Annotated in this window: 29 protein-coding genes and 1 tRNA gene; 19 read left to right on the top strand and 11 right to left on the bottom strand. The window is 58.3% G+C overall.

Translation table 11 applies throughout. The features are described from left to right. The first annotated feature begins 272 nt into the window (after positions 1–272). The 11 genes from ffh (at position 273) to rpmE (ending at position 8048) form a co-directional block, all read left to right on the top strand. On the top strand, positions 273–1781 hold the full coding sequence (gene ffh / locus ABD815_RS07920; protein WP_344846053.1) for a signal recognition particle protein: 1509 nt from the start codon (positions 273–275) through the stop codon (positions 1779–1781). Next, the gene (locus tag ABD815_RS07915) at positions 1778–2113 is read left to right on the top strand and encodes an NIPSNAP family protein (RefSeq protein WP_344846050.1); all 336 of its coding nucleotides are present in this window, start codon (positions 1778–1780) and stop codon (positions 2111–2113) included. Before ffh ends, ABD815_RS07915 begins: the two co-directional genes overlap by 4 nt. Before the next feature lie 2 nt (positions 2114–2115). After that, positions 2116–2661, top strand: a complete 546-nt coding sequence (locus ABD815_RS07910) for a GNAT family N-acetyltransferase (RefSeq protein ID WP_344846047.1) — start codon at positions 2116–2118, stop codon at positions 2659–2661. A 73-nt stretch (positions 2662–2734) separates the two neighbouring features. After that, the gene (locus ABD815_RS07905; protein WP_344846044.1) at positions 2735–3034 is read left to right on the top strand and encodes a chorismate mutase; all 300 of its coding nucleotides are present in this window, start codon (positions 2735–2737) and stop codon (positions 3032–3034) included. A gap of 53 nt (positions 3035–3087) precedes the next feature. Next, on the top strand, positions 3088–3504 hold the full coding sequence (gene rpsP / locus ABD815_RS07900) for a 30S ribosomal protein S16 (protein WP_344846041.1): 417 nt from the start codon (positions 3088–3090) through the stop codon (positions 3502–3504). Positions 3505–3699: 195 nt separating this feature from the next. Further along, a complete protein-coding gene (gene rimM, locus ABD815_RS07895) occupies positions 3700–4209 on the top strand; it encodes a ribosome maturation factor RimM (RefSeq protein ID WP_344846038.1) in 510 nt (169 codons plus the stop codon). Between the two features lie 5 nt (positions 4210–4214). Beyond that, a complete protein-coding gene (locus ABD815_RS07890; RefSeq protein ID WP_344846035.1) occupies positions 4215–5009 on the top strand; it encodes a hypothetical protein in 795 nt (264 codons plus the stop codon). Positions 5010–5053: 44 nt separating this feature from the next. Continuing rightward, positions 5054–5866, top strand: a complete 813-nt coding sequence (trmD, locus tag ABD815_RS07885) for a tRNA (guanosine(37)-N1)-methyltransferase TrmD (RefSeq protein WP_344846032.1) — start codon at positions 5054–5056, stop codon at positions 5864–5866. A gap of 121 nt (positions 5867–5987) precedes the next feature. Further along, positions 5988–7178, top strand: coding sequence for a DUF2254 domain-containing protein (locus tag ABD815_RS07880; protein ID WP_344846029.1), 1191 nt, complete (start codon positions 5988–5990; stop codon positions 7176–7178). Between the two features lie 253 nt (positions 7179–7431). Further along, positions 7432–7815 (top strand): 50S ribosomal protein L19, encoded by a 384-nt coding sequence (gene rplS / locus ABD815_RS07875; RefSeq protein ID WP_344846027.1) that lies wholly within the window; start codon positions 7432–7434, stop codon positions 7813–7815. 11 nt (positions 7816–7826) lie between these two features. After that, positions 7827–8048 (top strand): 50S ribosomal protein L31, encoded by a 222-nt coding sequence (rpmE, locus tag ABD815_RS07870; protein ID WP_344846025.1) that lies wholly within the window; start codon positions 7827–7829, stop codon positions 8046–8048. A gap of 72 nt (positions 8049–8120) precedes the next feature. On the opposite strand, the gene ABD815_RS07865 is transcribed toward rpmE, so the two are convergent. Next, positions 8121–9926 carry an OmpA family protein gene (locus tag ABD815_RS07865; RefSeq protein WP_344846022.1) on the bottom strand — a complete coding sequence of 602 codons (1806 nt, stop codon included), beginning with the start codon at positions 9924–9926 and terminating at the stop codon, positions 8121–8123. A 226-nt stretch (positions 9927–10152) separates the two neighbouring features. Here ABD815_RS07865 and ABD815_RS07860 point away from each other — a divergent pair, with 226 nt between their 5' ends. Next, complete coding sequence (locus ABD815_RS07860; protein ID WP_344846019.1) at positions 10153–10965, top strand: division plane positioning ATPase MipZ; 813 nt, start codon at positions 10153–10155, stop codon at positions 10963–10965. Between the two features lie 7 nt (positions 10966–10972). Here the strand turns inward: ABD815_RS07860 and ABD815_RS07855 are convergent, their stop codons facing one another. The 3 genes from ABD815_RS07855 to ABD815_RS07845 all read right to left on the bottom strand — a co-directional run bounded on the left by ABD815_RS07855 (position 10973) and on the right by ABD815_RS07845 (position 12257). Next, complete coding sequence (locus ABD815_RS07855) at positions 10973–11365, bottom strand: hypothetical protein (protein ID WP_344846016.1); 393 nt, start codon at positions 11363–11365, stop codon at positions 10973–10975. A gap of 23 nt (positions 11366–11388) precedes the next feature. Further along, entirely contained in the window at positions 11389–11643 is a 255-nt protein-coding gene (locus ABD815_RS07850; RefSeq protein WP_344846014.1) for a hypothetical protein, read from the bottom strand. Between the two features lie 110 nt (positions 11644–11753). Next, positions 11754–12257 (bottom strand): DUF2478 domain-containing protein, encoded by a 504-nt coding sequence (locus ABD815_RS07845; protein ID WP_344846012.1) that lies wholly within the window; start codon positions 12255–12257, stop codon positions 11754–11756. 77 nt (positions 12258–12334) lie between these two features. Here ABD815_RS07845 and mobA point away from each other — a divergent pair, with 77 nt between their 5' ends. Further along, on the top strand, positions 12335–12952 hold the full coding sequence (mobA, locus tag ABD815_RS07840) for a molybdenum cofactor guanylyltransferase MobA (protein ID WP_344846009.1): 618 nt from the start codon (positions 12335–12337) through the stop codon (positions 12950–12952). On the opposite strand, the gene ABD815_RS07835 is transcribed toward mobA, so the two are convergent. The 7 genes from ABD815_RS07835 to ABD815_RS07805 all read right to left on the bottom strand — a co-directional run bounded on the left by ABD815_RS07835 (position 12936) and on the right by ABD815_RS07805 (position 19429). Beyond that, on the bottom strand, positions 12936–13121 hold the full coding sequence (locus ABD815_RS07835) for a sulfurtransferase TusA family protein (RefSeq protein ID WP_344846007.1): 186 nt from the start codon (positions 13119–13121) through the stop codon (positions 12936–12938). The two genes, mobA and ABD815_RS07835, sit on opposite strands and share 17 nt — an antisense overlap. A gap of 89 nt (positions 13122–13210) precedes the next feature. Next, the gene (locus ABD815_RS07830) at positions 13211–14113 is read right to left on the bottom strand and encodes a 2-oxoglutarate and iron-dependent oxygenase domain-containing protein (protein WP_344846004.1); all 903 of its coding nucleotides are present in this window, start codon (positions 14111–14113) and stop codon (positions 13211–13213) included. Positions 14114–14316: 203 nt separating this feature from the next. Beyond that, positions 14317–15570 (bottom strand): AGE family epimerase/isomerase, encoded by a 1254-nt coding sequence (locus ABD815_RS07825; protein WP_344846002.1) that lies wholly within the window; start codon positions 15568–15570, stop codon positions 14317–14319. Positions 15571–15721: 151 nt separating this feature from the next. Continuing rightward, a tRNA-Arg gene (locus tag ABD815_RS07820) sits at positions 15722–15798 on the bottom strand. 89 nt (positions 15799–15887) lie between these two features. Further along, complete coding sequence (locus ABD815_RS07815) at positions 15888–17282, bottom strand: sensor histidine kinase (protein ID WP_344845999.1); 1395 nt, start codon at positions 17280–17282, stop codon at positions 15888–15890. A 53-nt stretch (positions 17283–17335) separates the two neighbouring features. After that, positions 17336–18706: a dihydrolipoyl dehydrogenase family protein gene (locus ABD815_RS07810; RefSeq protein ID WP_344845997.1), complete on the bottom strand. Its 1371-nt coding sequence runs from the start codon at positions 18704–18706 to the stop codon at positions 17336–17338. 3 nt (positions 18707–18709) lie between these two features. Beyond that, positions 18710–19429, bottom strand: coding sequence for a TVP38/TMEM64 family protein (locus ABD815_RS07805; protein ID WP_344845994.1), 720 nt, complete (start codon positions 19427–19429; stop codon positions 18710–18712). A 271-nt stretch (positions 19430–19700) separates the two neighbouring features. Between ABD815_RS07805 and rpmH the strand changes: the two genes are divergently transcribed. The 6 genes from rpmH (at position 19701) to yidC (ending at position 24937) form a co-directional block, all read left to right on the top strand. Further along, positions 19701–19835, top strand: coding sequence for a 50S ribosomal protein L34 (rpmH, locus tag ABD815_RS07800; protein WP_012177012.1), 135 nt, complete (start codon positions 19701–19703; stop codon positions 19833–19835). A 28-nt stretch (positions 19836–19863) separates the two neighbouring features. Beyond that, positions 19864–20295, top strand: a complete 432-nt coding sequence (gene rnpA, locus ABD815_RS07795; protein ID WP_344845990.1) for a ribonuclease P protein component — start codon at positions 19864–19866, stop codon at positions 20293–20295. Next, positions 20292–20525 carry a membrane protein insertion efficiency factor YidD gene (gene yidD, locus ABD815_RS07790; RefSeq protein WP_344845988.1) on the top strand — a complete coding sequence of 78 codons (234 nt, stop codon included), beginning with the start codon at positions 20292–20294 and terminating at the stop codon, positions 20523–20525. The genes rnpA and yidD overlap by 4 nt, the downstream gene beginning before the upstream one ends. Then, the gene (ttcA, locus tag ABD815_RS07785; protein WP_344845985.1) at positions 20525–21406 is read left to right on the top strand and encodes a tRNA 2-thiocytidine(32) synthetase TtcA; all 882 of its coding nucleotides are present in this window, start codon (positions 20525–20527) and stop codon (positions 21404–21406) included. Before yidD ends, ttcA begins: the two co-directional genes overlap by 1 nt. A gap of 63 nt (positions 21407–21469) precedes the next feature. After that, complete coding sequence (locus ABD815_RS07780; protein ID WP_344845982.1) at positions 21470–23002, top strand: putative bifunctional diguanylate cyclase/phosphodiesterase; 1533 nt, start codon at positions 21470–21472, stop codon at positions 23000–23002. A gap of 105 nt (positions 23003–23107) precedes the next feature. Beyond that, positions 23108–24937: a membrane protein insertase YidC gene (gene yidC / locus ABD815_RS07775; RefSeq protein ID WP_344845979.1), complete on the top strand. Its 1830-nt coding sequence runs from the start codon at positions 23108–23110 to the stop codon at positions 24935–24937. Positions 24938–24958: the final 21 nt, after the last annotated feature.

Genomic DNA, 24958 nt, shown 5'->3' with positions numbered 1-24958 from the left:
CAAATTTGCCCATTCGCGCATCTGGCGGCGTTACGGCGCAGCCCCATTGTAGATCGCGCCGCATGCCTGCACCACTTGACTCCAAACGTAGGCGCGCGTATTTCGCCCTCAAATCTCCGGAATGCATCTGCTTTCCGGTCCTCAGGCCAGAGTGCCAGGATCGCCCCCCGTCAGCGCGTTGCGCCCACGGGGGCTACTGTGCATTTGGGCTTTGTAATTCCGCCGCCCCATCCCCAGATGGAGCAGACCGTTAACAGGCAGGGAGACCGCCAATGTTTGAAAATCTGTCAGATCGCCTATCCGGCGTGTTCGACCGGCTCACCAAACAGGGTGCCCTGTCCGAAGACGATGTCAAAACCGCGTTGCGCGAAGTCCGCGTGGCGCTTCTTGAGGCCGACGTGTCGCTCTCTGTCGCGCGCGACTTTGTTAAGGCGATTCAGGACAAAGCCACCGGCCAATCGGTCACCAAATCCGTCACACCCGGCCAGCAGGTCGTCAAGATCGTCCATGACGAACTCGTTCATGTCCTCGCGGGTGACGAAGCCGACATCGGCGTGCTCAAAGTCGACAACGCGCCCGCGCCGATCCTGATGGTCGGCCTGCAGGGTGGCGGTAAAACGACCACGACCGCAAAACTCGCCAAGCGCCTGAAGGAAAAGCAGGGCAAGCGCGTGCTCATGGCATCGCTCGACGTCTACCGTCCTGCCGCTATGGAACAGCTCAAGGTGCTCGGCGAACAGATCGGCGTCGACACGCTGCCCATCGTGGCAGGTCAATCGCCCGCTGACATTGCCAAACGCGCCAAACAGCAGGCGACCATGGGCGGCTATGACGTCTACATGCTTGACACCGCTGGCCGTCTGTCGATCGATGACACCCTGATGACCGAGGTCGAAGCGGTGCGCGACATCACCAAACCGCGCGAGACATTGTTGGTCGTTGACGGCCTGACCGGTCAGGACGCGGTGACGACCGCTGAAAACTTTGACGGTCGTATCGGCATTTCCGGTGTCGTGCTCACACGTATGGATGGCGATGGCCGCGGTGGTGCAGCCCTTTCGATGCGCGCCGTCACCGGCAAGCCGATCAAATTCGTCGGCCTTGGCGAGAAAATGGACGCGCTGGAGGAATTCCACCCAGAGCGGATCGCGGGCCGTATCCTCGGCATGGGCGATATCGTGTCGCTGGTCGAGAAGGCACAGGAAACCATCGAGGCCGAGCAGGCCGAAAAGATGATGAAGCGGTTCCAAAAGGGCCGCTTCAACATGAACGACATGCGCATGCAGCTCGAGCAGATGCAGAAAATGGGCGGCATGGAATCGATAATGGGCATGATGCCCGGCATGAAAAAAGCCGCCTCCCAGATCAAAGAGTCCGGTTTTGATGACTCGGTTTTCAAACGTCAGGTCGCGCTGATCAATTCGATGACCAAAATCGAACGCGCCAACCCGCAAATCCTGCAGGCGAGCCGTAAAAAGCGCATCGCCAAAGGTGCAGGCCTCGAAGTGCCTGAACTGAACCAGCTTCTCAAAATGCACCGCCAGATGGCCGACATGATGAAGAAGATGGGCAAAATGGGTAAAGGCGGGATGCTCAAACAGGCTGTCAAAGGCATGTTCGGCAAAGGCGGCCCGGAGATGCCCGATATGAACGATCCCAAAGCGATGGAAGAGGCCGCAAAGGCGCTCGGCGGCAAGGGCGGATTGCCCGGCGGCCTGCCCGGTCTGGGCGGCGGCGCGGGCCTGCCCCCCGGCCTGTCCGGTTTCGGGAAAAAGAAATGATTACCTGTTTCCTGAAATACGAAATCGATCCCGCAAAGGTGGCTGATTTTGAAATCTATGCGAAGGCATGGATTCACAACATCAATCGCATGGGCGGCACGCATCACGGCTATTGGCTGCCCTCCGAGGGGCCGTCCGATCTCGCATGGTGTGCCTTCAGCTTTCCGTCACTGGCCGCGTATGAGTCCTACCGCGTCGAGATGGAAACCGATCCCGCCTGTATCGCCACCTACCAACATTCGGCGCGCACCAAGTGCATTCGCCGCTGGGATCGCCACTTCACGCGTCCCGTCTTGGAAGGCGAAAGCCCTGCCGATCTGGGTCTGATGTAGTGATGACGCAAGCGCCCATCATAAACACGCCCCGGCTGACGCTGCGCGGCCCTCGGTTCGAGGATTTTGAGGCCTATGCCTCTTTCCTCGCCGGTCCGCGCGCGACCTTCATGAGCGGCCCTTTGAACCGCACACAGGCGTGGGCATGGTTCTGCAATGATACCGCGCATTGGGCGCTGTTCGGCTATGGTGCGCTGATGATCGAGGTGGACGGTGATCTGGCCGGTCAGGTTGCAGTGACATCGGGTATACAGTTTCCGGAACCCGAATTGGGCTGGATGCTGTTTGACGGCTATGAGGGTCACGGTTTTGCGTATGAGGCCGCATTCGCACTGCGCGATTGGGTCTATACCAATACGGATCTGACCACGCTGGTGTCCAATGTGGACCCAAAAAACGCAGCCTCCATTTCGCTGGCGACGCGCCTCGGTGCGACGGTCGACGCGGGCGCGCAGCGCCCCGAGGGCGAAACCAGCGACGACACCACCGTGTTCCGTCACCCCGGCCCCCAAGAAATCGCCGGTGGCGGGATGGAGGCCTACGCATGAACCCTATTTGCCTGTGCCCCCTGCAAGAGACCGACAGGACTCAAACCCGAATCCGACAGGGAGAATTGCCCCGATGACCGACGCTGCAAGCCGCGCTGCAGAGGTGCTCAGAGAGCACCGCGAAAGCATTGACCGCCTCGACGCGATCCTTGTCTACACGCTGGGCGAGCGGTTCAAACACACGCAGGCCGTGGGCCGCCTCAAGGCAGAACACGACCTCCCGCCGTCCGACCCCTCACGGGAAGCACACCAGATTGCCCGGCTCGAAGATTTGGCGCAACGCGCCGACCTAGATCCGGAATTCGCAAAGGCTTTTCTGAAATTCATCATTCAGGAAGTCATCCACCACCACGAAAAACACCAGGATTGCTGAGGCTTTTCCAAGAAAGACCCAGCTCAATAGCTATCAAATAGGAGATTACACCCATGGCTATGAAAATTCGTCTCGCCCGCGGCGGTTCCAAAAAGCGCCCGTTCTACCGCATCGTCGCAACCGACTCGCGCATGCCGCGTGACGGCCGTTTCATCGAGAAACTCGGCACCTACAACCCGCTCCTGCCCAAAGACAGCGAAGAGCGCGTAAAAATGGATGTCGACGCGATCAAAGCGTGGCTCGAAAAAGGCGCCCAGCCGACCGACCGCGTTGCTCGTATGCTCGAAGCAGCTGGCGTTATTGAAAAAGCCACGCGCAGCAACCCCAACAAAGCCAAGCCTGGTAAAAAGGCCGTTGAGCGCGCCGAAGAAAAAGCCAGCAAAGCTGCCGCCGCTGCTGAAGCAGCTGCCGCACCTGCTGAAGAGGCACCTGCCGAAGAAGCACCCGCTGAGGCTGCTGCAGAGGAGTAATCCTCTGCCGCTTTTGGCACATTGAAACTAGATTGCACCCGGGCGCGCGCGTCCGGGTGTTTTCTTTTTTGCCAGGCGCAAATCTATAATTACGTCGAAGATCGACGGATGCATTGTGCCCACCCTTCCCTTGAAATGGGTCGACAGGAATTCAACGTCATTGCAGGCGCGATGCGTGCAAAGTAAGACGGTTCCATGAGTGATAAACGGATTATTGTCGGAGCGATTGCAGGCTCCTATGGCGTGCATGGCGAAGTGCGGGTCAAAAGCTTTTGTGCGCAGGCCGAAGCGTTGTTTGAATACTCCCCCCTGACTGACGAGGCGGGTACGCGGGAGTTTGTTCTGGGCATGTCCCGCCCGATCAAGAACGGCTACAGCGCGCGGATCGATGGCATCAACACCAAAGAAGAGGCGGATGCTCTCAAAGGGCTCGCGCTCTATGCAGATCGCGACATGCTGCCGTCGCTTCCCGATGACGAATTTTACCACACCGATCTCATTGGTCTCACTGTGTTTGACAGCGGCGGCGTGGAACTCGGGGCTGTTCGTAACGTGGTAAACCACGGTGCGGGTGATCTATTGGAAATCATCGGATCGACCTTGAAGGGCCCGCTTCTCTTGCCGTTTACACGCGCGGCCGTCCCTACCGTCGATCTCGCCGCCGGACGCATTATTGCGGATCCGCCGGAGGGCTCGCTGGAGTGAGCGGGATGCCCAACAGGCGCCTCCTTATCCATCCCGGTTTTCATAAGACGGGCACAACCACGCTGCAGGAAACACTGCGGGTCAACCGGCCCCTGCTGGAGCCGCATGTCGAGGTCCTCGTCGCTGGCGACATGGACCTGGTTCAGCTGTCAGCCGCGACCAAGGCATTTTCCGAAGCGCGCAGCCGCGACACCAAAGACGCGGTGCGCGAGGAGGCCGAGCTACTGTTTGCGACACTGGCCAATGACGATCCCCGACCGGTGCTAATTTCACATGAAAATCTATCGGGCCATTTCATCGGGCATAAAACCGTTTTCCGCTATGCCGCCGCGCCAATTGCATTGGGTCTGATGGTGGACGCGTGGGAGGCAGTCACAGGAGCGCGCGACGGGCTGGAGGTCTACTTTTCCACCCGACGTGAAGGGTGGCTCGCCTCGTGCTATTGGCAGCGGTTGAAAGGCGACCGTTTCCGTATGCCCTATGATGTTTTCTGTTCGCGCTACGCCGACGCGGCCGACCATGCAGCGATTGTTGCGGCGACGCGCGCACGGCTGACGGATGTCCCCGTGAGCAATTGCGACAAAGAGGATTTTGACCATCCCATCACGCCAGTGCTCGATCTGCTGGGACTTGGCGACCTGCGCCGCGACATGACCATTCCCGAGGACCGCAACACCTATCCCGGCGGAGATGCGCGCGCGCGGCTATGGGCGCTGAACCGGTCGGATTTGCGGGGCAAAGCCTATTGGGAGGCCCGCCGTGCGATTGTTCATGGCCCTGATGGCGACGAGCGGACGTAACAGACGCCATTTTCATGGTCGACAAATTCCACTAAGAGGCGGTCATGACCGATGACACCGCCAAGCCAACTTCACCCGCACCGAAATCCCACGGCCGCCTCGCGGCGCGCCCGACGGTACGCCCGCGCGAGTTGATGACCGATACGCCCGACCTTGTGAGCGCGTGGAAAGCGAAGATCATCACGCTCTTCCCCACCGCCTTTCCGGGCGTTTTGGGCGAAAGCCTGACCGGCAAAGGGTTACAGGACGGGTTGTGGCAGATCGAGCCGATTGATTTGCGCATCTTTGGGGACGGGAAACACCGCAATGTAGACGACACCCCCGCGGGCGGCGGCGCGGGTATGGTTCTGCGTCCCGATGTCATGGGCAAAGCGGTGGACTTTGCGTTGAACGGTGCGCCTGTGGACCGCGATGAATGGCCGCTGGTCTATCTGAGCCCACGTGGAAAGCGGTTCGATCAGGCTATGGCACGCAAATGGTCGAAAGCGCGCGGCATGACCATGATTTGCGGACGCTTCGAAGGCCTCGACGAGCGCGTGATCGAACACTACGGGATCGAAGAAGTCTCTCTCGGCGACTTCGTGATGACCGGCGGAGAAATCGCCGCGCAGGCCATGATCGATGCGACCGTGCGGCTCCTGCCCGGTCTGGTTGGCAATGCCGAGAGCCTTGACGAGGAAAGCCATTCTCACGGCCTGCTCGAACACCCACAATACACCCGCCCTGCCGAATGGCGCGGGCACAGCATTCCGGACGTTTTGATGTCGGGTCACCATGGCAAGATTGCCGAGTGGCGGCGCGAGATGGCCGAAAAGATCACCGCAGAACGTCGTCCCGACCTTTTGAACGATGACTGATGGACCCGTTCCCGGGTCGCGATTGGCAGTAAATGATGGTGGAAATCGACGCCTTGGCTCGAACGTCGCCGCAGTCGTGCTAGGTTGAGCGCAACGATGATCCAACCCGGTGGAGCGCCCTTTGGCTGTCTTTGAGTATTTCCGCATCCCGTATCTGATTGCCTTGCGCTACTACCGCAAACTCTGGGTGCGGGTTGTGTTCTTTGCGGTGCTGGCCGTTTTTGTGGCCGGATTGGCCCCTTTTGCCGCGACGCTCCTGGGTTCGGAGGTTTCGGTCAAGGTTGGGCGTGAGGCCGTTTTGCCGGTGCTCAACATCCTCGCGACCTCAATGCTCGCGGTTTCTACGTTTTCCCTGAATGTGATGGTTTCCGCGCATCGTGCTGCCGCGGAAAATGCGACGCCCCGCTCCCACAGGGTTCTGTTGGAGAACACGACCACCCATTCCGTGCTCTCGGTTTTCATCGGGGCCTTTGTCTATTCCCTGTCCTCGATCATCCTCTATCAACTCGGATTTTATCCGGATCGCGCCGGCCTTATCGTTATGGGTGTGACGATTTTTGTCGCGATTATCGTGGTTGGCGCCATGTTGCGATGGATCGACCATCTGAGCCACTTGGGGAGCATGGATTATATCCTCAAAACCGTTTCACAACGCGCGCGTGACAGTTTGATCGACGCGCGGCGGGACCCGAATTTCGGGGCCGTGGCTCTGGATGATCGCGTCGTTTTGCCCGAAGCGACCTACCCGATCGCGTCGCCCAAGTCGGGCTACATACAGCTTTTGAATGTGGAATCCATGTCGCGCGAATTACCCGAAGGTGCGGTTCTCTATGTCCACCACATACCCGGAGAACACATTCTGGAGGGGCAGCCGATTGCCTCCCTGTCCATGCGCCCCACCGAGGCGCTGAGCCTCAAGATCGTTGACACATTTACCATGGGCTCCGAGCGCAGTTTCGAACAGGACCCCGAATTCGGTCTTCAGGTTCTTACGGAAATCGCCTCCCGTGCGCTGTCACCCGGCGTGAATGATCCGGGAACTGCGATTCAGGTGATCGACCGTCTGGCCGAACTGGTTTGGCAGGCCGCCGGCGTTGCGCCCGATGAGGAAGAGCCACAGCATACCAACATCTTCGTGCCGCTCCGAGACCCTGCTCGGCTAGTCGAAATTGCCTTTGATCCGATTGCGCGTGACGGGAGCGGCATTGGCGAAGTGACCACGGCTTTGGACCGTGCGCTGGGCGCCCTGTCCCAGACACCGGACGCCAGAATTTCACACGCATCACAGGCCCTGAAACGCCGTAAAACCTAGGTCATTCACAATGCTTGCTTTGGGGGAGGCGCGCGACTATACAGCACGCGTCTGGGGCCGGAATCGGTTTGCGGACTATTTGGCTATTTGTCCGGCGTCTTCTTCGGCGTCACCGTGGGCAGGGCCGGATGCAAAAAAGATAATTCGACCGAATTCTCCGGCGGGCGCATATCGCGGACCCGATGAAGGCACGGAGCTCTGGGACGTAGATACACCTTTACGGAATAAACCGTGAGCACATTAGGAGATTGCGATGAATCTTATCGCGCAACTGGAAGCCGAGCAGATTGCTCAGCTCGACAAGTCCATTCCGGACTTCAAAGCAGGCGACACCATCCGTGTCGGCTACAAAGTGACCGAAGGCACCCGTACCCGCGTTCAGAACTACGAAGGCGTGTGCATTTCCCGCAAGAACGGCAAAGGTATCGCCGGTTCTTTCACGGTCCGCAAAATTTCGTTCGGTGAAGGCGTTGAACGTGTGTTCCCGCTCTACTCGACCAACATCGACAGCATCGAAGTTGTTCGTCGTGGTCGCGTCCGCCGCGCCAAACTGTACTACCTCCGTGCACGCCGTGGTAAATCCGCGCGTATTGCGGAAGTGTCCAACTACAAGCCGCTCGACGGCGCCAAAGCGTAAGGAGACGACCGATGAAAGCCGATATCCATCCCGACTACCACTTCATCGACGTCAAGATGACCGACGGTACGATCTTGAAAATGCGCTCCACTTGGGGCGGCGAGGGCGAAACTCTGTCCCTCGACATCGATCCAACCGTGCACCCTGCATGGACCGGCGGTTCGTCCCGCCTGCTCGACCAGGGTGGTCGCGTTTCGAAGTTCAAAAACAAATACTCCGGCCTCGGCTTCTAAGCCAAGTTCGCGCAGAGATGACAAAGGCCCGCCAATCGGCGGGCCTTTTTCGTTGTGTCGTCGCGTCTGCGTTTAGTTCGCGGCAGCCATTGTCAGCAATGGTGTGATGATGCGTACAGCGGCGCGACGGTTTGCGCGTTCGGCATCCAGTGTGCGCACTTTCAGATACCGTTCGCCATAGCCCTGCACGATCATGTTTTCGGGCGGCACATCGAAATATTCGGTCAGCGCGAGGGCGAGACTTTCTGCGCGTCGATCAGACAGCGCGAGGTTGTAGCCCGCATTCCCGACCGCATCTGTGTGACCTTCGACCAAGAACATTTCGCGCGGGTTTTCCTCAATCGCGTTGCGCATCGCACGGCCAAGCGCGGCGAGCTCTTCTGCCTCCAGAGCCGTAATGGCGGAGGATCCGGTGGCGAAATTAACAGACGTCAGTTCGATTTCAGGAGCAAGTTCACGCACCGCGCGGATGTTGCGAACCTGATTGAGCGAATAGCGCCGCTCGACATCCTGCGCGGCATTCGCCGCAAGAGCTGCGCGAAGGGCGTCTTCGTCGTTGAGGTCATCGACCCGTTGCGTTTTCGCCGCCGTTGGTCGCGCGTCAAGTGTCGTTACATCGACTGCTTCGATGGCTTGCGTGTCGTCAAACAGGACAACCCGCGTGCCATCGACCAGAATCCGGTCACGGCGCAAGGCGCGACCATCAGGGGCGCGATACGTAATCACCTGAGACCCATCCTCCCGCGTCAACGTCGTTCGCGTCGAGCCGTCGTCAAAGGTAGCGGTCGACACAGCCGTTCCCGGACGCCGGAGCAATTCGTCGTCGTCCTTCAACACGCGCAGTTGCCCGTCACGTTCGATCACCACACGGTCGCCCGTGTTGGCCACGATCTCTTCATCCTGCCCGAGGATTTCGTTCAATGCGACGGCACCAGCCGCCCCGAGGAGGAACTTTTCGAAATTGGACAATCCACCGGATTTTTTGGCGGCCTGCGCTTCGGGAGTGGCTTTTCCACTGGCCGTGGTCTCAAACTCTTCACCCGAGGACCGTGCGGTTTCTTCGGTGATTTGCTCTTCTACGACGTTCACGGCTTCGGTTTCCTCGGCAATCGACAATGGCGCGTTGTCACCCGTCAACTCGTCTGACGCGGCGGCTTCGGCCTCTGCAGTTGCTTCTGCCTCGGGGTCCAGTTCGGGGAGCTCTTCGACCAGATCGGCCTGCGTTGGCGCAGGTTCACTCACAGCCTCAGTCATCGCCTCATCCACGGCTGGCTCTTCGGCGACTTCGTCGCTTGCCTCGCCTTCCATCACTTCGGCGTTTCCGGCAGGAACCTGTTCGACCGGCTCTGCCTCTGTTGGCATTTCCTCGGCCGGCATTTCCTCTGCAGGCACTTCCTCTGCGGGCACTTCCGCGGCTGGCACCTCCTCAACGGGCACCTCTTCGACGACCTCCGCGGGCATCTCCTCAACCGCAACGGCGTCCGCGGCACCCTCTGCTGGGGCCGGTTCATCCACGGGCTGCTCGGCTGTATCCGCAGGCATGTCTTCAACGGTTGCAGGCTCGGCTTCAAGAGGGGCTTCTTGGGGAGCCGCAACCACTGGCGCGACTTCAGGCTCAACGACGGCGTCATCAGCAACGGTGTCCGCAGCCTCAGGCACACCTAGGATGGTGAGCGCCTCCTGCACAGACACCGGATCGCCCTCGTCAAGGCGCACCAGATTATCTTCGGTCAGGCATGGCGGAGCGACGAGCGCACAGGACTCAAACTCCGGCGCGGCGGCCTCTTGTGACAAAAGCGGTCCGGAGAATGTCACCAGACCCAGCGTCAAAGCAGTTGCAGATACGGATACGGAAAGACCACGAAAACCACGATTCATTCTTTAATTCCTTATTTCGCGCCCTCGTCAGACGTTCGGGCATTGGAGTATTAACACCTTCCATCGGCAAAGGTTGCATAGTGGGCGCTACAATTGTTTGTGTACGCACAACCGCAACAGGCGCTTTGCGAACTGATGCGTGAGGACAATCCACACTTGCGCGCAGGCGGATTTCGGCGGCATACACGTGGCAAGAAGATCAAAGATAACAACGGGACCAGAGCACGTGGCGCATATCATTATCGTTGGCAATGAGAAGGGTGGCGCAGGTAAGTCCACCATGTCCATGCATGTTGCAACCGCCCTTTCACGCATGGGGTATCGGGTCGGCGCGCTGGATTTGGACCTGCGGCAAAAAACTTTTGCCCGCTACCTCGAAAACCGTCTTTCATTCTGTGTACGCGAAGGGATCGAACTCCCGACGCCGGACTACCGCGACCTGCCAACGGTTGAGACAGAAGACCTCGCCGAAGGCGAAAACATCTACGATCGCCGCCTGTCGATGGCTGTGACCGGACTAGAAGAAGAATGTGATTTCATCCTCATCGATTGCCCCGGTTCGCACACCCGCCTGAGCCAGATTGCGCATACGCTCGCCGATACGCTGATCACACCGATGAACGACAGCTTCATCGACTTTGATCTGCTCGCCCGTGTGGATCCGGACACCAACAAAATCCTCGGACCATCGGTTTATTCGGAAATGGTGTGGAACGCGCGCCAACTTCGGGCACAGGCCGGACTGCGTCCGATCGACTGGGTCGTCTTGCGCAACCGTTTGGGCGCGCAAAACATGCACAACAAAAAGAAGATCGGCGATGCGACGGCGGAATTGTCCAAACGCATCGGTTTCCGCGTCGCACCGGGCTTCTCGGAACGCGTGATTTTCCGCGAACTGTTTCCGCGTGGCCTCACGCTACTGGATTTGAAAGATGTCGGCGTAAAATCTGCTTTGAACATCTCTAACGTTGCGGCCCGTCAGGAACTTCGCGACCTGATGAAGGAACTGCGCCTTCCCGGTGTCGAGGTCGACATCTAGTCGTCACCTACTCCAGTTTCCGAACCACCACGCCACTGGCGCTCAAACCCTTTGCAAGGAGTTGAGCCTCGATGTCGTGCTGCGACAGGTCCCTGTCCTCTTGCGATACAGACATGGTCGTTGGTGTGACCTTGATCGTTTTGCTGCCACCGCGCCAAAGTTTACGCGGGTCAAGTTTGCGATACCATGGTTCGGGAGCATAGGGGTCCCATCCCCGATCCGGGATCGCGTAATCGCCTGTGCCCGTCGCATTGGCCAAGGCAGAGCCGAAGCTTTCGGTTTGTTGGAGGTGGGACGCATCGCCAGTCTGTGCGGCATGGCGAAGCCCGTCTGACTTGGTCACGATAAAGAAGATCGCAAGGCCCGACAGAAACACGGCGGAAACGGCTGTTTTGAGCATACTGCGCCCTCCCGACACTTGGTTCAGGTCATTTTGTCGAGGCGACTGAGGAATGGATCGGCGCGACGAACCGCGGAAATCCGCGAGGGTCGTGATTTTTTGGGCAGGGCCGCGTGATCGACGGACTTCTCCGCCCCGAAAATACGCTGCACCAACAGGGCGACAACGGAGAAGATGATCAACGCCAGACCGACGGCCAACATCGACATATGCACTTCAAACCCGAGGCTCATGAGCCACGCGTTAAATGTTTCGAAGAGTTGCGAGATCGTATTCATCCGACCATTCCCTGTTTTGCGTTTCACTCAGCCTGAGCGCGAAAAGGGGCGAAAATCGGGAAAGCTTTGGGTGAATGCACGCCCAAGTTAGGCTTTCTTGTGCGGCTGCTTTATTTGTGAGTGGCGCTTTGTGCCCATTCCAAAACCGCCGCAGCGTTGGCAGGCACAGGATCTGCCAGACCGCTTGCGAAGTCTTCGAACGCCGCCAGAGCATCGCCACCTATGCCACACAGAACAGGAATGCCTGCGGCAATCGCTTCGCCAATTATGCTGCGAAACCCATGTCCCGATGCTTCCTGTTTGCCGAATTTATTGACGATCAGGATGTCTGCGCCTTCGGCCAACAGGGCCTCGACACGAGCAACTGCGTGCTCAAGCCCGTCGGGGTCCAGTCGGCACCCTGTGGCCTGCGAGCCGAGGTCCTGTGATATCCGCACATGCTCTCCTGTCGGGTATAGGTGCAAATCCATGTGGCTTTTGACGCCGCCTGAACGTTGTTCATTGATCTGGACCGCGCCACAAACAGCAACGCCAGACGCGCTTAGTTGCGATGCAACGCCGGAAAGTAAGGCATCGAGAGCACCACGTGCATCGGACTTAACATATGCCAACATGTGGGAGCCTAATTCCTTGATCCCGTTTCCTTGGGCATACAAAATGAATGCAACGGACGAAAGCGAAAGGCACGGCCATGGCGAAACTACCTGCAATCATACTCGCAGGCGGGTCCGGAGAACGTCTGGGCGGGGCCGACAAGGCGCTCGTGACTCTCGCAGGCAAACCGTTGATCGAATACGTGATCGACCGTCTCGAACCGCACTGCATCACCATTGCGATCAACGCCAATGGCGATCCGAAACGATTTTCGCACTATGGCCTCCCTGTCGTGCCGGATGGACAGGTTGATGCGCTCGGACCGCTTGCGGGCGTGCTGGCGGGACTCGATTGGGCGGGAAGGAAGGGATTTGACGCCGTGATCACGGCGGCTGCGGATACGCCGTTCTTTCCCGATACGCTCGTCGAACATCTTTCGAGGCAGGCCGCTCAGAACGGTTTCGCCATTGCGGCAACAGAAACAGATGGGGATGGACCTAATTTGCACCCCACGTTTGGCCTTTGGCCTGTTCGGTTTCGCGACGACCTTCGCGCAGCCTTGGTGCGCCATCAACGGCGAATGATGCAATTTGCAGAAAGCAAGGACGCCGCCATTGCGGCATTTGCCATGGATCAGGGGCGCGATCCGTTTTTCAATATCAACACACCCGACGACCTCGCCATGGCGGAGGAGATCATCAGCCGCGGCGGATGAAGTAGGCCGTGACCCCACCTTCGAGGTCATTTGCACCAAGGTATTCGTGGCCTGCCTCTGCGCAAAAATGGCGAACATCAATAAGCGCCGCGGGATCGCTCGCCGTCAGGCGGAGGATCGCACCCGGGGCCATGCCCAAAAGGCATTTGCGCGCCTTGAGCACCGGCATAGGGCAAATTAGCCCAACTGCGTCATATTCTCGGTCCCATTCCATCGTGATCAGAGGGTTAGTGGCGCAAATCACACCTGTCCAGTCACTCACTCGGCTGCAGAGGCCCCGGCTGCAAATTCTCCTGCCGTTTGCAGCAAATAGTCGGCCGCTGTGATGGGGGCATATTTGGGTGAACCGGTCCTTGGAAGGGGCGCGACAATACTGTCAGTGTTCGGAGCCAATGCGAAAACCACCGCGTGATGGCGCATGTTTTGCTGCGGAACACGCATCGGGGACGAAACATAGGCATCGTTTGACCACCGTGCGAGGCAATCACCGGCTTTGACCAATATGCCCGAGGGAACATGCGGTGCGGGAACCCAGTCACCGGAAAGCGTCTGAACCTCAACGCCGGTGTCGCCCTCGCTCACAATCAATGAAAGTGCGCCATTTTGACGATGGACCTTTGCGCCCTGTTCGCCACCTCTTTGACCCACGGGGTATCTGAGCAGCGACAGGATCGACATCGGGCGGGTGAAATGAGATGCGAAAAAGCTGTTGGGGAGTGCGAGATCAGGTTCAAAGGCCCGCATGACCACCCGAGAAAGCGCGGACATTTCTTTGTACATATCGAGGACGGCTTCATGAAACCCGTCAATTTCCGGCCATCCTGTGTCGCCCGCGCCAGGGGAAGCGGGGGCAGTGTCGCTGCCGCCCAGCGCCCTCCCAATGGTGAATGACTCGCCGGAGTCACCCCCCGCCGTTTTGGAGCCCGCACACCATCCGCGCGTCAGGAAGCCGCTGTCGATCACGGCCGGGCCCTTACTATCCTCGCCAAGGTCGAAAAAGACCTGCGTCAGTTCGAGAACATCGCGCAACACCCCGCGCGGAATGCCGTGGTTTGTCAAAACAAAGGCCCCGGATGTGCGTGCGGCCCCTCCGATGCACGCGGTGATGTCTTCAGGCGACTTTCCCGATGAAAAGTCCTGCCAATCTATAATCGGTATCATGATGTCCTCGCCAACATGTGGCACCGCGCCTCACTCCTCCGCGACGGTGTCTGTTTAGCGTAGTCCGACTCATCCACGCGCAGCGCCTCCATTGGTTCCCTTACGGAAACAACGGGCCGTTTTGGTGAAATGCACAGCGCTTTTTCACGCCTCTGGTCAATTGAGGAGCGATCTTTGGTCGGTCAAAATTCAACTTGAGGCTGTTAGGTCGGGTTTCGCAGGTCACCCTTGACCGCTTTGATACCGGACAGGAGCCCCCTGTCGGCGGGCAGAAGCGGAATCAGACAGGCCTGAAGCGCGTGGTAGATATCGGGTTTGCCACGGAACACGGTTTCAACCGGTTTACCGTCAGCGCCCGCCTCGGCCCACCAGCCGCCGCTGTCGTGGTCGATAAAGTCCCGCTCCAGAACGGTCCAGATCCGACGATACCAGGTCTCGTAAAATGGATCGCCCGTCGCGGCGCGCAAGACCGCCGCTGCACCCGCCGCCTCGCAGAGCGGCCACCAGAACCGGTTCTTCATCGCGGGTGCACCCTGCCAATCGAGGGTATAATGGAACCCACCGCGGTCTTCGTCCCACGACATGGCTACCGCGTTGCGAAACAGTGCCTGTGCGGCCTCTGGCATCCAATCGTGGCGTTTGCCGCCGAGGTGCCACAGCTGGATCAGCAAACGCGCCCATTCGAGCGCATGACCGGGCGTCGTCCCGGCGGGCCGGAACATCGGATCCCCGTCATACTCGCGATCCGCGACCCAAGCTTCGTCAAAGTGCTCCGGCACGACCCATCCGGCGTCACGCGCGTGACGATTGATGATCATATCCGAAATTCGTTCAGCCATTTCGAGCGCACGGGGTTCGTCCCACGCCTCATAGGCGGCCATGAGGGCCTCGGTAGTATGCATATTTGAGTTCTGGCCGCGGTAATCGGACAGCGGAGACCAGTCAGCCGTGAACTCTTCCTTCATTGCGCCGGCATCATCATCCCAGAATCGCGTCAGGATCACGTCGAACGCCTTATCATGCAGGGCACGTGCGTGTGGATGACCAGCTTCGCCTGCAGAAGCAGCAGCCAAGAGGACGAAGGCGTGCCCATAGGCGAGCTTTTCATCCCGTGTCACACCTGCGTCGTCGCGCCCCCAGAACCAGCCGCCGTTTTCAGGGTCCGCATGGCCCTCGCTCAGATAGCGTATCCCATGATCCACGATCTCCGCTGCGCCGGGATGACCCAAGAGATCGGCGGCTGCATAGCAATGGATCATACGGCAGGTGGCGAACAGCTCCCGTTCCGGTCCAGTTCCGCGCGACGTTTGATCCAAAGGCGTGCCATCGCCGGACAGAAAATTGAACCCGCCTGCGGGATTCGAGGAGTGTCGGGCGAAGAAGGAGAACAAATCACCTGCCTGCTCAAGGAGCCAGTCACGGTGATAGGGGCGATTGCAAAACGGCGTTTCGATCATGGCGTGTCTCCCACTACTGCGCGACCGTTTTGTCAGGTTGCAGTTTAAGGGGCAACAAGGCGCGATGTGCCATGCACCGAAATTTCCGAACCACACAGCATCACATCCGGCGTATTGGCCGGTCATGTGAATGTCTTATGAGGTTGGAAAGTGGCGCGCTGGGGAGGATTCGAACCCCCGACCCCTTGATTCGTAGTCAAGTACTCTATCCAACTGAGCTACCAGCGCGCGGGGTAGGCGCGATTTACCTACAGGCGACGGGCAATGCAAGGGCCATCGGAGAATTCTTTCAAATAATGATCCGCGAAGACCGGTGACTACGCGGCAGCCGCGTCTTGGCCACGCCCGACATCTGGGGAAATGGTGGAAAAGCCCTTTGGCAAATGGATCGAAAAGTCCGTTCCGCCCTCGTCGCTTTGATCCAACATCAAACGCCCGCCATGCCCGCGCACCAGTTCGGCGGCAATCGCGAGGCCCAAACCGAATCCGCCCTTTCGGGTGCCGCCCTGAAACGGTTGGAACAGGTGTTCGCGGGCCTTTAGCGGCAGACCGGGTCCGGTGTCCGAGACGTGGAAAACCCATTCCGCCTCGTCTTCACGGCCGCTCACCGATATTTCGCCGGGCTTTCCGGTCGCGATAATGGCCTGACACGCATTGCGCACGAGGTTCGACAGAACGCGGTGCATTTGTTCGGGGTCGGCCCGCACAACCATCGTCGCTGGCACTTCGACAGAAAACGACAGATCAAAGTCGCCAACACCGATGCGTTCGGCGGCAATGACCTCTTCGACCAGTTCGCTGACACGAACCCCCGTCAAACGCGGCGCGGGTTCTTCGGCCTTGCCAAAGGCCAGCGTGCTTTCGCACAGGTTCACAGCGCGCTGGATTGAATTCATCAGCTTGGGCGCCGAGCGCATGACAGCGGGATCCTCCGACATTTCGAGCCGGTCCGAAAACAGCTGTGCCGTGGTCAGTATATTGCGCAGGTCATGCGATATCTTGGCGACAGCTTCGCCAAGCTGGGCGAGACGTTCTTTCTGTCGCAGGGCGGCGGTGAGTTCGGTCTGCATCGATCGCAGCGCATATTCCGCTTCGCTCAGCTCGGCGACCTTTGCTGTGGGCTGAATGATGCGGCGCGCGTCTTCTGGCGCCTCCTGATAGGATGTCATGGCCCCCACCACCCGTTTTATCGGACGGACGAGCAATTCGCGAACGGCAAGGAACAAAAGCGCTGCCGTGAACAGCGAAATGACGGCCGAGAGCAAGAGGATGCGATACCCGTAGTCGATCATCGCCATGCGCAACGGCTCTGTGTTCAGTGTCACCTCGATCAAAAGTCCCGCCTCTTTGACGGGGTCACCGATAACGCGGATCACACGATCTTCGGGATCAAAAAGCGTGCTCATCGCATCGCGCATCAATTGGAACCCACTCGCGTCGCGCAGATCATACGTGGCGTATATCTGCTGGGGAATCGGAGAGGACAGGACCAGTTGGCGGATTTCGTTGCGCCTGAGCACGACGTTATAGACACCCGCATTGGCCAAAAGTTCGTCTTCGAGGTCCATGTCGAGCGTTTCGTTGGCCAGCAGGGCCAGCGACGCGATCTGGGCACGTTCAAGTCGGGACAATAGGAAGTCTTCGCGAAACCGCGCCACGGAGGGGACAAAGATCATGATTTCGGCGGCCATCACGAAGATGACCGTTAACATCAGGAATCGTCCTGTGAGTGTGTTGAGAAAGCGCGGGAGCGTCATGTTTCGGATTAGGGCAATAGCCTTTGGATCAATTTGACGGCGATCTTTACCTTACGGCTTTCGAACAGCCTTGGGGTAAAATAAGCACCCGCAGCACGTTTGTTAACCTCCATCAATGTCGGATAGGGCGCAACCATGCCTGCGATCTGGCTCAACTTCATCTTACCCGCGATCGCGAGGGCCCAAAAGGAGATCAGTTCACCCGCATCAGGGCCGACAATCGTGACGCCCACCGGACGCCCTTTGACGACCATGACCTTCACAAATCCTTGACCGTCGCGGTTGGAGGTGATTGCGCGATCATTGCCGGCGATTTCCGCGCGGGCGATTTCGACCTTGGGCCCGTGTTCCTCGCGCGCCTCCTCTTCGGTCAGTCCGATTTGGGCCAATTCCGGATCGGTATATGTGGCGCGGGGGATATGGTGCGTTGCGGCTTTGGCAGGCAGGCCAAAGAGCAGCGAGCGAATTACAACGCCGCCATGGTAGCCTGCGACATGGGTGAATTGCAGCCCGCCTGCCGCGTCGCCGATTGCGTAGACGCGTTTGTTGGAACTGCGAAGCTTTGCGTCGACCTTTACGCCTTTACGGTCGCGATCGACCTCCGCTTTTTCAAGGCCGAGCGAGTCCGTGTTGGCCACGCGGCCCGTCGCGACAAACAGATGGCTGCCGGTAATGGTGCCCCCGTCCTCAAGATGAAGGGTGATGTTCCCTGCCCCGCCCGAAACACGCGCCACTTTCGATCCCTCGCGCACCGTCACACCCTCCGCGCGAAGGGCATCGGTAACAACCGCCACTGCTTCGGGGTCTTCGTTGCCCAGCGCATGAACCCCCTCAATCACGGTGACGTCGCAGCCTAGCCGGCGATGCGCCTGCGCCATTTCCAACCCGATAGGCCCGCCACCGAGGACCAGCAGGTGGTCGGGCTTTTCGCGCCCCTCCCACAGGGTCTCATTCGTCAAAAACGGCACTTCCGACAGGCCATCGATCGGCGGAATGAACGGACGCGACCCGGTGGCAATGACAAATCGGCGTGCGGTCACGACAAAGGAATCAGTCTCCACGGTGCGCGGGGAGGTGAAAACCGCCGCCTCGCGAATGACGCGGCAGCCGAGGTTTTCAAATCTTTCCTGACTATCATGTGGGGCGATTTTGGCGATTGAGGCCTGAACATGTTCCATCGCGGAAACATAAGCGAGGCCCTTCTTTGCAGCATGAAGCAACGCTTTTGACGGGACGCACCCATAGTTGAGGCAATCGCCGCCCATTTCGCCTTTTTCAATGAGAACGACACGCGCGCCCATTTGAACAGCGCCGGCGGCCACGGATAGTCCACCGGACCCGGCACCAATCACACAGATGTCTGTTTTGATTTTTTCCATGTCTCAGGCTTCCTTTTTGCGTTTGCGCATCAACGCCGGAATGAGGGCCAGCACGGAAAGTGCCAGCAAGGGGAATAGAATGTACGGCTCGAAGATGATTCCGAGATCCGGTCGACCGCCTGATTCTAGAATCGATCCCAAACCGGAGCCGAGGGAGGTGTAAACCAATGCACCAGGCATGATTCCCAGAAAAGTCGACACGACGAACCGATGAAACGGGACGCCCAACAGGGCGGGGATCAAATTCGCTACAAAGAATGGCACAATCGGCACGAACCGGATGAAAAACAGCATCGACCACTGGTTCTCGTCGATGCCCTTTTTGAGCTGATGGATACGTCCCTCGCTCGTATCGATGCGGGCCGACAGCCAATCACCGAGACCCCAACGTGCCGCGAGAAATAGCAGGGAAGCACCGACGGTCGCCGCCACCACATTAAAGATCACGCCGGGAAACAGGCCAAAGAGAAACCCGCCGGTCAACGTCGCCACCGTGGCGCCGGGAAGCGAGAATGTCACAATTCCTGCGTAGAGAGCCACAAACACAACCGCCACCTGCGCGAAATGGGCATCTCTATACTGAACGAGTGCCGCATGATTTTCCGCGAGGGTATCAAAGCTGAGTTTGTCGCGAAATATGATGCCAAGAACGATCCCCGCACTCACGAGCCCGAGTAGAGGTAGTAGCCGCGACAAGGGCACTCCGGCGGTTCTCTGATCCATGCGTCACCTATACCATTCTATTTCGCGCCAACATGGCGCTTGCGGATCAGGGCTGCTAGGTTGTTACATCAGTTCTCACGCGCGATTGATGGTGGCGGCATATAAAGGGCCATCTTTGTGAGGTTGGAGCGGAAATGTTGCAACATTCCGCCCAGCTTTGATTGACAAGCAACCCGCAGGCCCCTAAAGGCAGGGCTTCGAATAACTTATTGCCTTCGAATCCCCCATTCTGGGCGGATTTGGGCCTTCTAAACCCGATGGAGATGGCGCGATGAAACGCACCTTTCAACCGAGCAACCTCGTCCGCAAACGCCGTCACGGTTTCCGTGCCCGTATGGCAACCAAAGCTGGACGCAAAATCCTGAACGCGCGCCGTGCACGCGGCCGCAAGTCCCTTTCTGCATAAGGGACCGCCTGTTACAGGCGAGAGCGACATGACACCGCCGGACGCACCCGAGGTTATGGCAAACGCCGCAGCTGAGGACCCGCGATCGGCGGTTTTGTCATGTTTGCCCTCCGGGTTGACCGTCCTTTCCAAACGGGCGGATTTCCTAAAGGCGGCACGCGCCCGTCGACAGTCCACGCCCTCCTTCCTCCTTCAGGCACGCAAGCGTATCGATGGCGAGGCCGCGACCGGCATTCGCGTCGGCTATACCTGTTCGAAAAAAGTCGGCAACGCAGTCGCTCGCAACCACGCTAAACGCAGACTGCGCGAAGCGGCGCGTCTCATCCTGCCAGAGGCGGGTCACGATGGTTGGGACTACGTGCTCATCGGCAAGCGCGGCGATACAAGCACGCGAAAATTCGACCTTCTTCTCGGCGATCTGAAACAAGCCCTCGCGCGAATTCACGGAGCCCGATCGTGACTCCGCTGGCCTATATCGTTTCTCTTCCCGTGCGGGCCTATCGCCTGACATTCAGCCCATGGGTCGGCCACAACTGTCGCTATCAGCCTACGTGCAGTGCCTATGCTATGGAGGCGCTTGAAAAACACGGTGCCTTCAAGGGATCTATTCTGGCGGCCAAGCGTATCGGGCGATGCCATCCGATGGGTGGCACAGGTTACGACCCGGTCCCGCCACGCGAGGAATCCTGATGTTAGACGAACTCGATGATATCCATCCGCTGTTCCACGGCGCTCCTTCGACCACGGAGTTCAAGAAACTGCGTAAACGCATCATTCGCAATGTCCGCGAAGCCGTTGAACAGTATGGCATGGTGGAACGTGGTGCGAAGTGGCTGGTGTGTCTGTCGGGCGGCAAAGACAGCTACACCCTGCTCGCCGCTCTCTACGAACTCAAATGGCGTGGCCTGTTGCCCGTCGACCTGCTTGCCTGCAATCTGGATCAAGGACAGCCGGGTTTTCCCGCGACGGTTTTGCCGGAGTTTTTGGAGCGCATGCAGGTCCCGCACCGGATCGAGTACCAAGACACCTATTCCATCGTGAAAGATAAGGTCCCCGCCGGTCGCACATATTGCGCGCTGTGTTCGCGGCTTCGGCGTGGAAATTTGTATCGGATCGCGCGCGAGGAAGGCTGCACGGCCGTGGTTCTGGGCCATCACCGTGATGACATCCTCGAAACCTTTTTCATGAACCTGTTTCACGGTGGGCGGTTGGCGACAATGCCGCCCAAGCTTGTGAATGAGGAAGGGGATCTTTTCCTCTACCGTCCGATGGCGCATGTGGCAGAGGAAGATTGCGAAAAATTTGCCAATGCCATGAACTATCCGATTATCCCCTGTGATCTCTGCGGCTCTCAGGACGGGTTGCAGCGCCAACAGGTAAAGAAAATCCTCGACAGTTGGGAAAAGAATGCCCCCGGTCGACGTCAGGTCATGTTCAAGGCGCTTACCAATGTACGTCCGTCGCACATGCTGGACCCAAAGCTGTTCGACTTTTTGGGCCTTGCCACCCAAACCGGCGAGTCCACGGGAACAAATAGCGAAGATTCTCCGGAAATTCCTATCCTGCGTTAACCTGCCCTCCATTTTACTCCCATTATTTTGTCCTGTGAGTGGAAATTGACGCGTGTGGGGCACATGGGCCAGAAGACATCAAATCAGGTTGAACGTATCAGGGAGGCGCTGTCCGGCCCTCAACTTCTCGCCTTTCTTCCGGCGGTTTGCCTCGGCACGTTTTGGTTCGGTGGCGAAAGTGCTCTCGTGGCTGTTGCGCTTCTCTTACCTGTGATCATTGGATTTATCGGCATTCCCGAACGCCCGACCAGCGCACCTGTCGCCAAGGATGGTCTCACCGGCCTCCCTCTCAAAGCTGACTTGGTCGAAATGTTGGACCAGATCATCTGCACACAGGACATCACGGGTCGCACGACCGCATGCCTTTCGGTGGAGGTTGAAGAGTACCGTGCGATTTGCGCCGGATACGGGCAACGCGCGGGTGAGCAAATTGTCCAAATGGCCGCAGCGCGGATTGTAGACGTCCTTCGCGATCACGATTTGGTCGCGCGCAGTGACGTCGCGCGCTTCACTCTCGCACTCGCCCCGGTCAGGCATGCAGACCTGGAAACGTTGATCCAACTCTCCTCACGGATTCAGTCCGTTATGGTCGAACCTTTTTCGGTCGACGGTATGAAGGTTTTCGCAGGATGTTCGATCGGATTTTGCCTGCCGTCGCGGGCTCCAGCACCTGATGGAGCCGCCTTCGTGGAGGCCGCCGAGCGCGCGCTCGAAGAAGCACGCCGCAACGGCGCTGGATCTATCCGCGCGTTCTCGCCGACGACCCTGGCCCGCAGTCCACAGCTAGAAGACGTCGAAGCTACCGTTGGCGCTGCTCTGGAAAACGGGCAAATCGTCCCGTGGTTTCAACCGCAGATCTCTACAGATACGGGCCGCATCAGCGGAGTTGAGGCACTTGCGCGATGGGAGCACCCCGAAATGGGTGTGATTGCGCCTGCCGAGTTCCTGCCTGCTATTGAAGATCTCGGACTGATCGATCGTCTTGGGCAAGTCATTCTCTACCACGCGCTTTTGTCGCTCAGCACCTGGGATGCCGCCGGAATTGACGTCCCAAGTGTCTCGGTCAACTTTTCCGCAACTGAACTTGCCGATCCAAAACTTGTTGATCGTATCCGCTGGGAGCTCGATCGTTTCGACCTTCCCGCCTCACGACTGACCATTGAGGTCCTCGAAAGCGTCATTTCCGTCTACGACAACGACGCGATCACGCGTAACATACTGACGTTGAAAGAAATGGGTTGTAGGATTGATCTGGACGACTATGGCACCGGACATGCTTCAATCGCGAATATTCGCCGCTTTGCCGTGAACCGCATCAAGATCGACCGATCCTATGTCACACGGTGCGATAAAGACCGTGACCAGCAGTCCATGCTGTCGGCAATTCTGTCGATGGCCGAACGTATCGACCTCGATACGCTTGCTGAGGGTGTGGAAACACTCGGCGAGCACTCAATGCTTGCCCAACTGGGATGCCGCCACGTTCAAGGTTACACGATTTCGCATCCACTCCCCTTCGATAAACTCGTCGAATGGATAGCCGCCCACGAAGAAAGACTGGCCCAGGCGCCTCACGTTGGCCGCCGTACGGGATGATCACATTGCCGCATTTTACGCGGGAATTAGCCAAAACAGCTTGACGTTCTGCCCGCCGACAGGTTGAACCTGCCCAGACTTTCAGACAACAATCGGGCGGCCTTCATGGACGAACAGAACCGGAACTTGATCCTTGCTGTAGTGCTTAGCGGAATTGTCCTGCTAGCTTGGCAATTCCTATTTCCTGCACCTGAAGTGATAGTGGACCCGAACGCTCCCGGCGTCGCGCAGACCACGGGTCCAGATGGAACCCTTTCAGAGGACATCGCGCTGGTGCCGCCGGCTGCGGACGCGGGAACAGAAACCACAGGTTTGGATAGCCAGACCGCCGAAATGGTTTCAGACGCACCGCGCATAGAAATCGATACTGACAGAGTTGTTGGCTCCGTTTCACTTGTTGGCGGCCGCATCGACGACCTTTCGTTGAAAGATTACAAAACCGAGCTCGATAGCGATGAAATCGTTACCCTGCTCACGCCCGTCGGAAGTGATGCGCCCTATTACGCCGTTTACGGCTGGGCGCCGGGCGGCACATTGGAACTCGCCGACGTGCCCGGCCCGACGACGCAGTGGCAGATCGAAAGCGGTGATGTCCTCTCCCTAGAGAAGCCGGTCACGCTCCGTTGGGAAAACGGCAAAGGCCTGATTTTCCACCGCACGATCTCGATTGATCGCGACTACCTTTTCACTATTGAGCAGTCCGTTGAAAACACTTCCACAGAGGCCGCGCGCATGGCGGCTTATGGAATCGTTGCCCGTCACGGCACTCCTGAAGTGAGCCGTTATTTCGTACTTCACGAAGGGCTCGTGCGCCAAAGCGACAAATCGCTCGAAGAAGCCGACTACAAAGACATGGCCGACTTTGCGTATGTCGCTCGCGAAGCCGGAAATGCCGAAGTGATCGAGATTACCGAAAACGGGTGGATCGGGTTCACAGGCAAGAACTGGATGACCACACTAGCGCCTGCGCCCGGTCAGCCATTCACATCTGTCGCAAAGCACGTTCCGACATCGAACATCTACCAAGTGGAAGCGCGCCTCCCCACTCAGACCGTGGGTGCGGGGCAGACGATTTCCAACACAACATACCTCTTTGCCGGCGCAAAAGAGTGGGAAACCATCAAACGTTATCAGGACGAGACCGGCTTTTTCCGTTTCGTGGATTCCATCGACTGGGGTTGGTTCTTCTTTTTCACCAAACCGATTTTCTGGCTGCTTCACAGCCTGAACAATCTGATCGGCAACATGGGTTGGTCGATTGTGGCGCTCACCGTGCTGCTCAAAGCGATCATGTTCCCGCTCGCCTATCGTTCCTATGTTTCCATGGCACGGATGAAAGAACTCCAGCCGGAAATGGAAAAACTGAAAGAAGCGGCGGGTGACGATAAAGAGAAACTCCAGCGCGGCATGATGGAGCTATACAAGACGAACAAGGTGAACCCGGCCTCTGGCTGTCTGCCGTTGCTTCTGCAGATCCCTGTGTTCTTCTCGCTCTACAAGGTGATTTTTGTGACCATCGAATTGCGTCACGCACCGTGGCTTGGCTGGATCCGCGACCTTTCCGCGCCCGATCCGTCATCGATTTTGAACCTCTTCGGACTGCTTCCGTTCGCGGCCCCCGAAGCCGGTTCGATGCTTGCCTTCATCTCGCTCGGCATCCTGCCCATACTTCTGGGTATCTCGATGTGGCTGCAACAGAAACTGAACCCGGCACCGACTGATCCTGCACAGCAAATGATCTTTGCCTGGATGCCATGGGTGTTCATGTTCATGCTGGGCAGCTTTGCATCGGGCCTCGTGCTATACTGGATCACCAACAACGTGATTACATTCACGCAGCAGTATCTGATCATGCGCAGCCACGGCCACAAACCGGACGTGTTGGGCAATATCCTGCGATCGCTGCGACTAAGACGAAAGGAAGATGCGGCCTAATGGAACTCGCATTTCCCATCT

The sequence above is a fragment of the Celeribacter arenosi genome (assembly GCF_039539485.1).
Taxonomy (GTDB): Bacteria; Pseudomonadota; Alphaproteobacteria; order Rhodobacterales; family Rhodobacteraceae; genus Celeribacter; species Celeribacter arenosi.
Note: the sequence above shows the minus strand (reverse complement) of the source record. Positions and strands in the feature narration are given on the sequence as shown.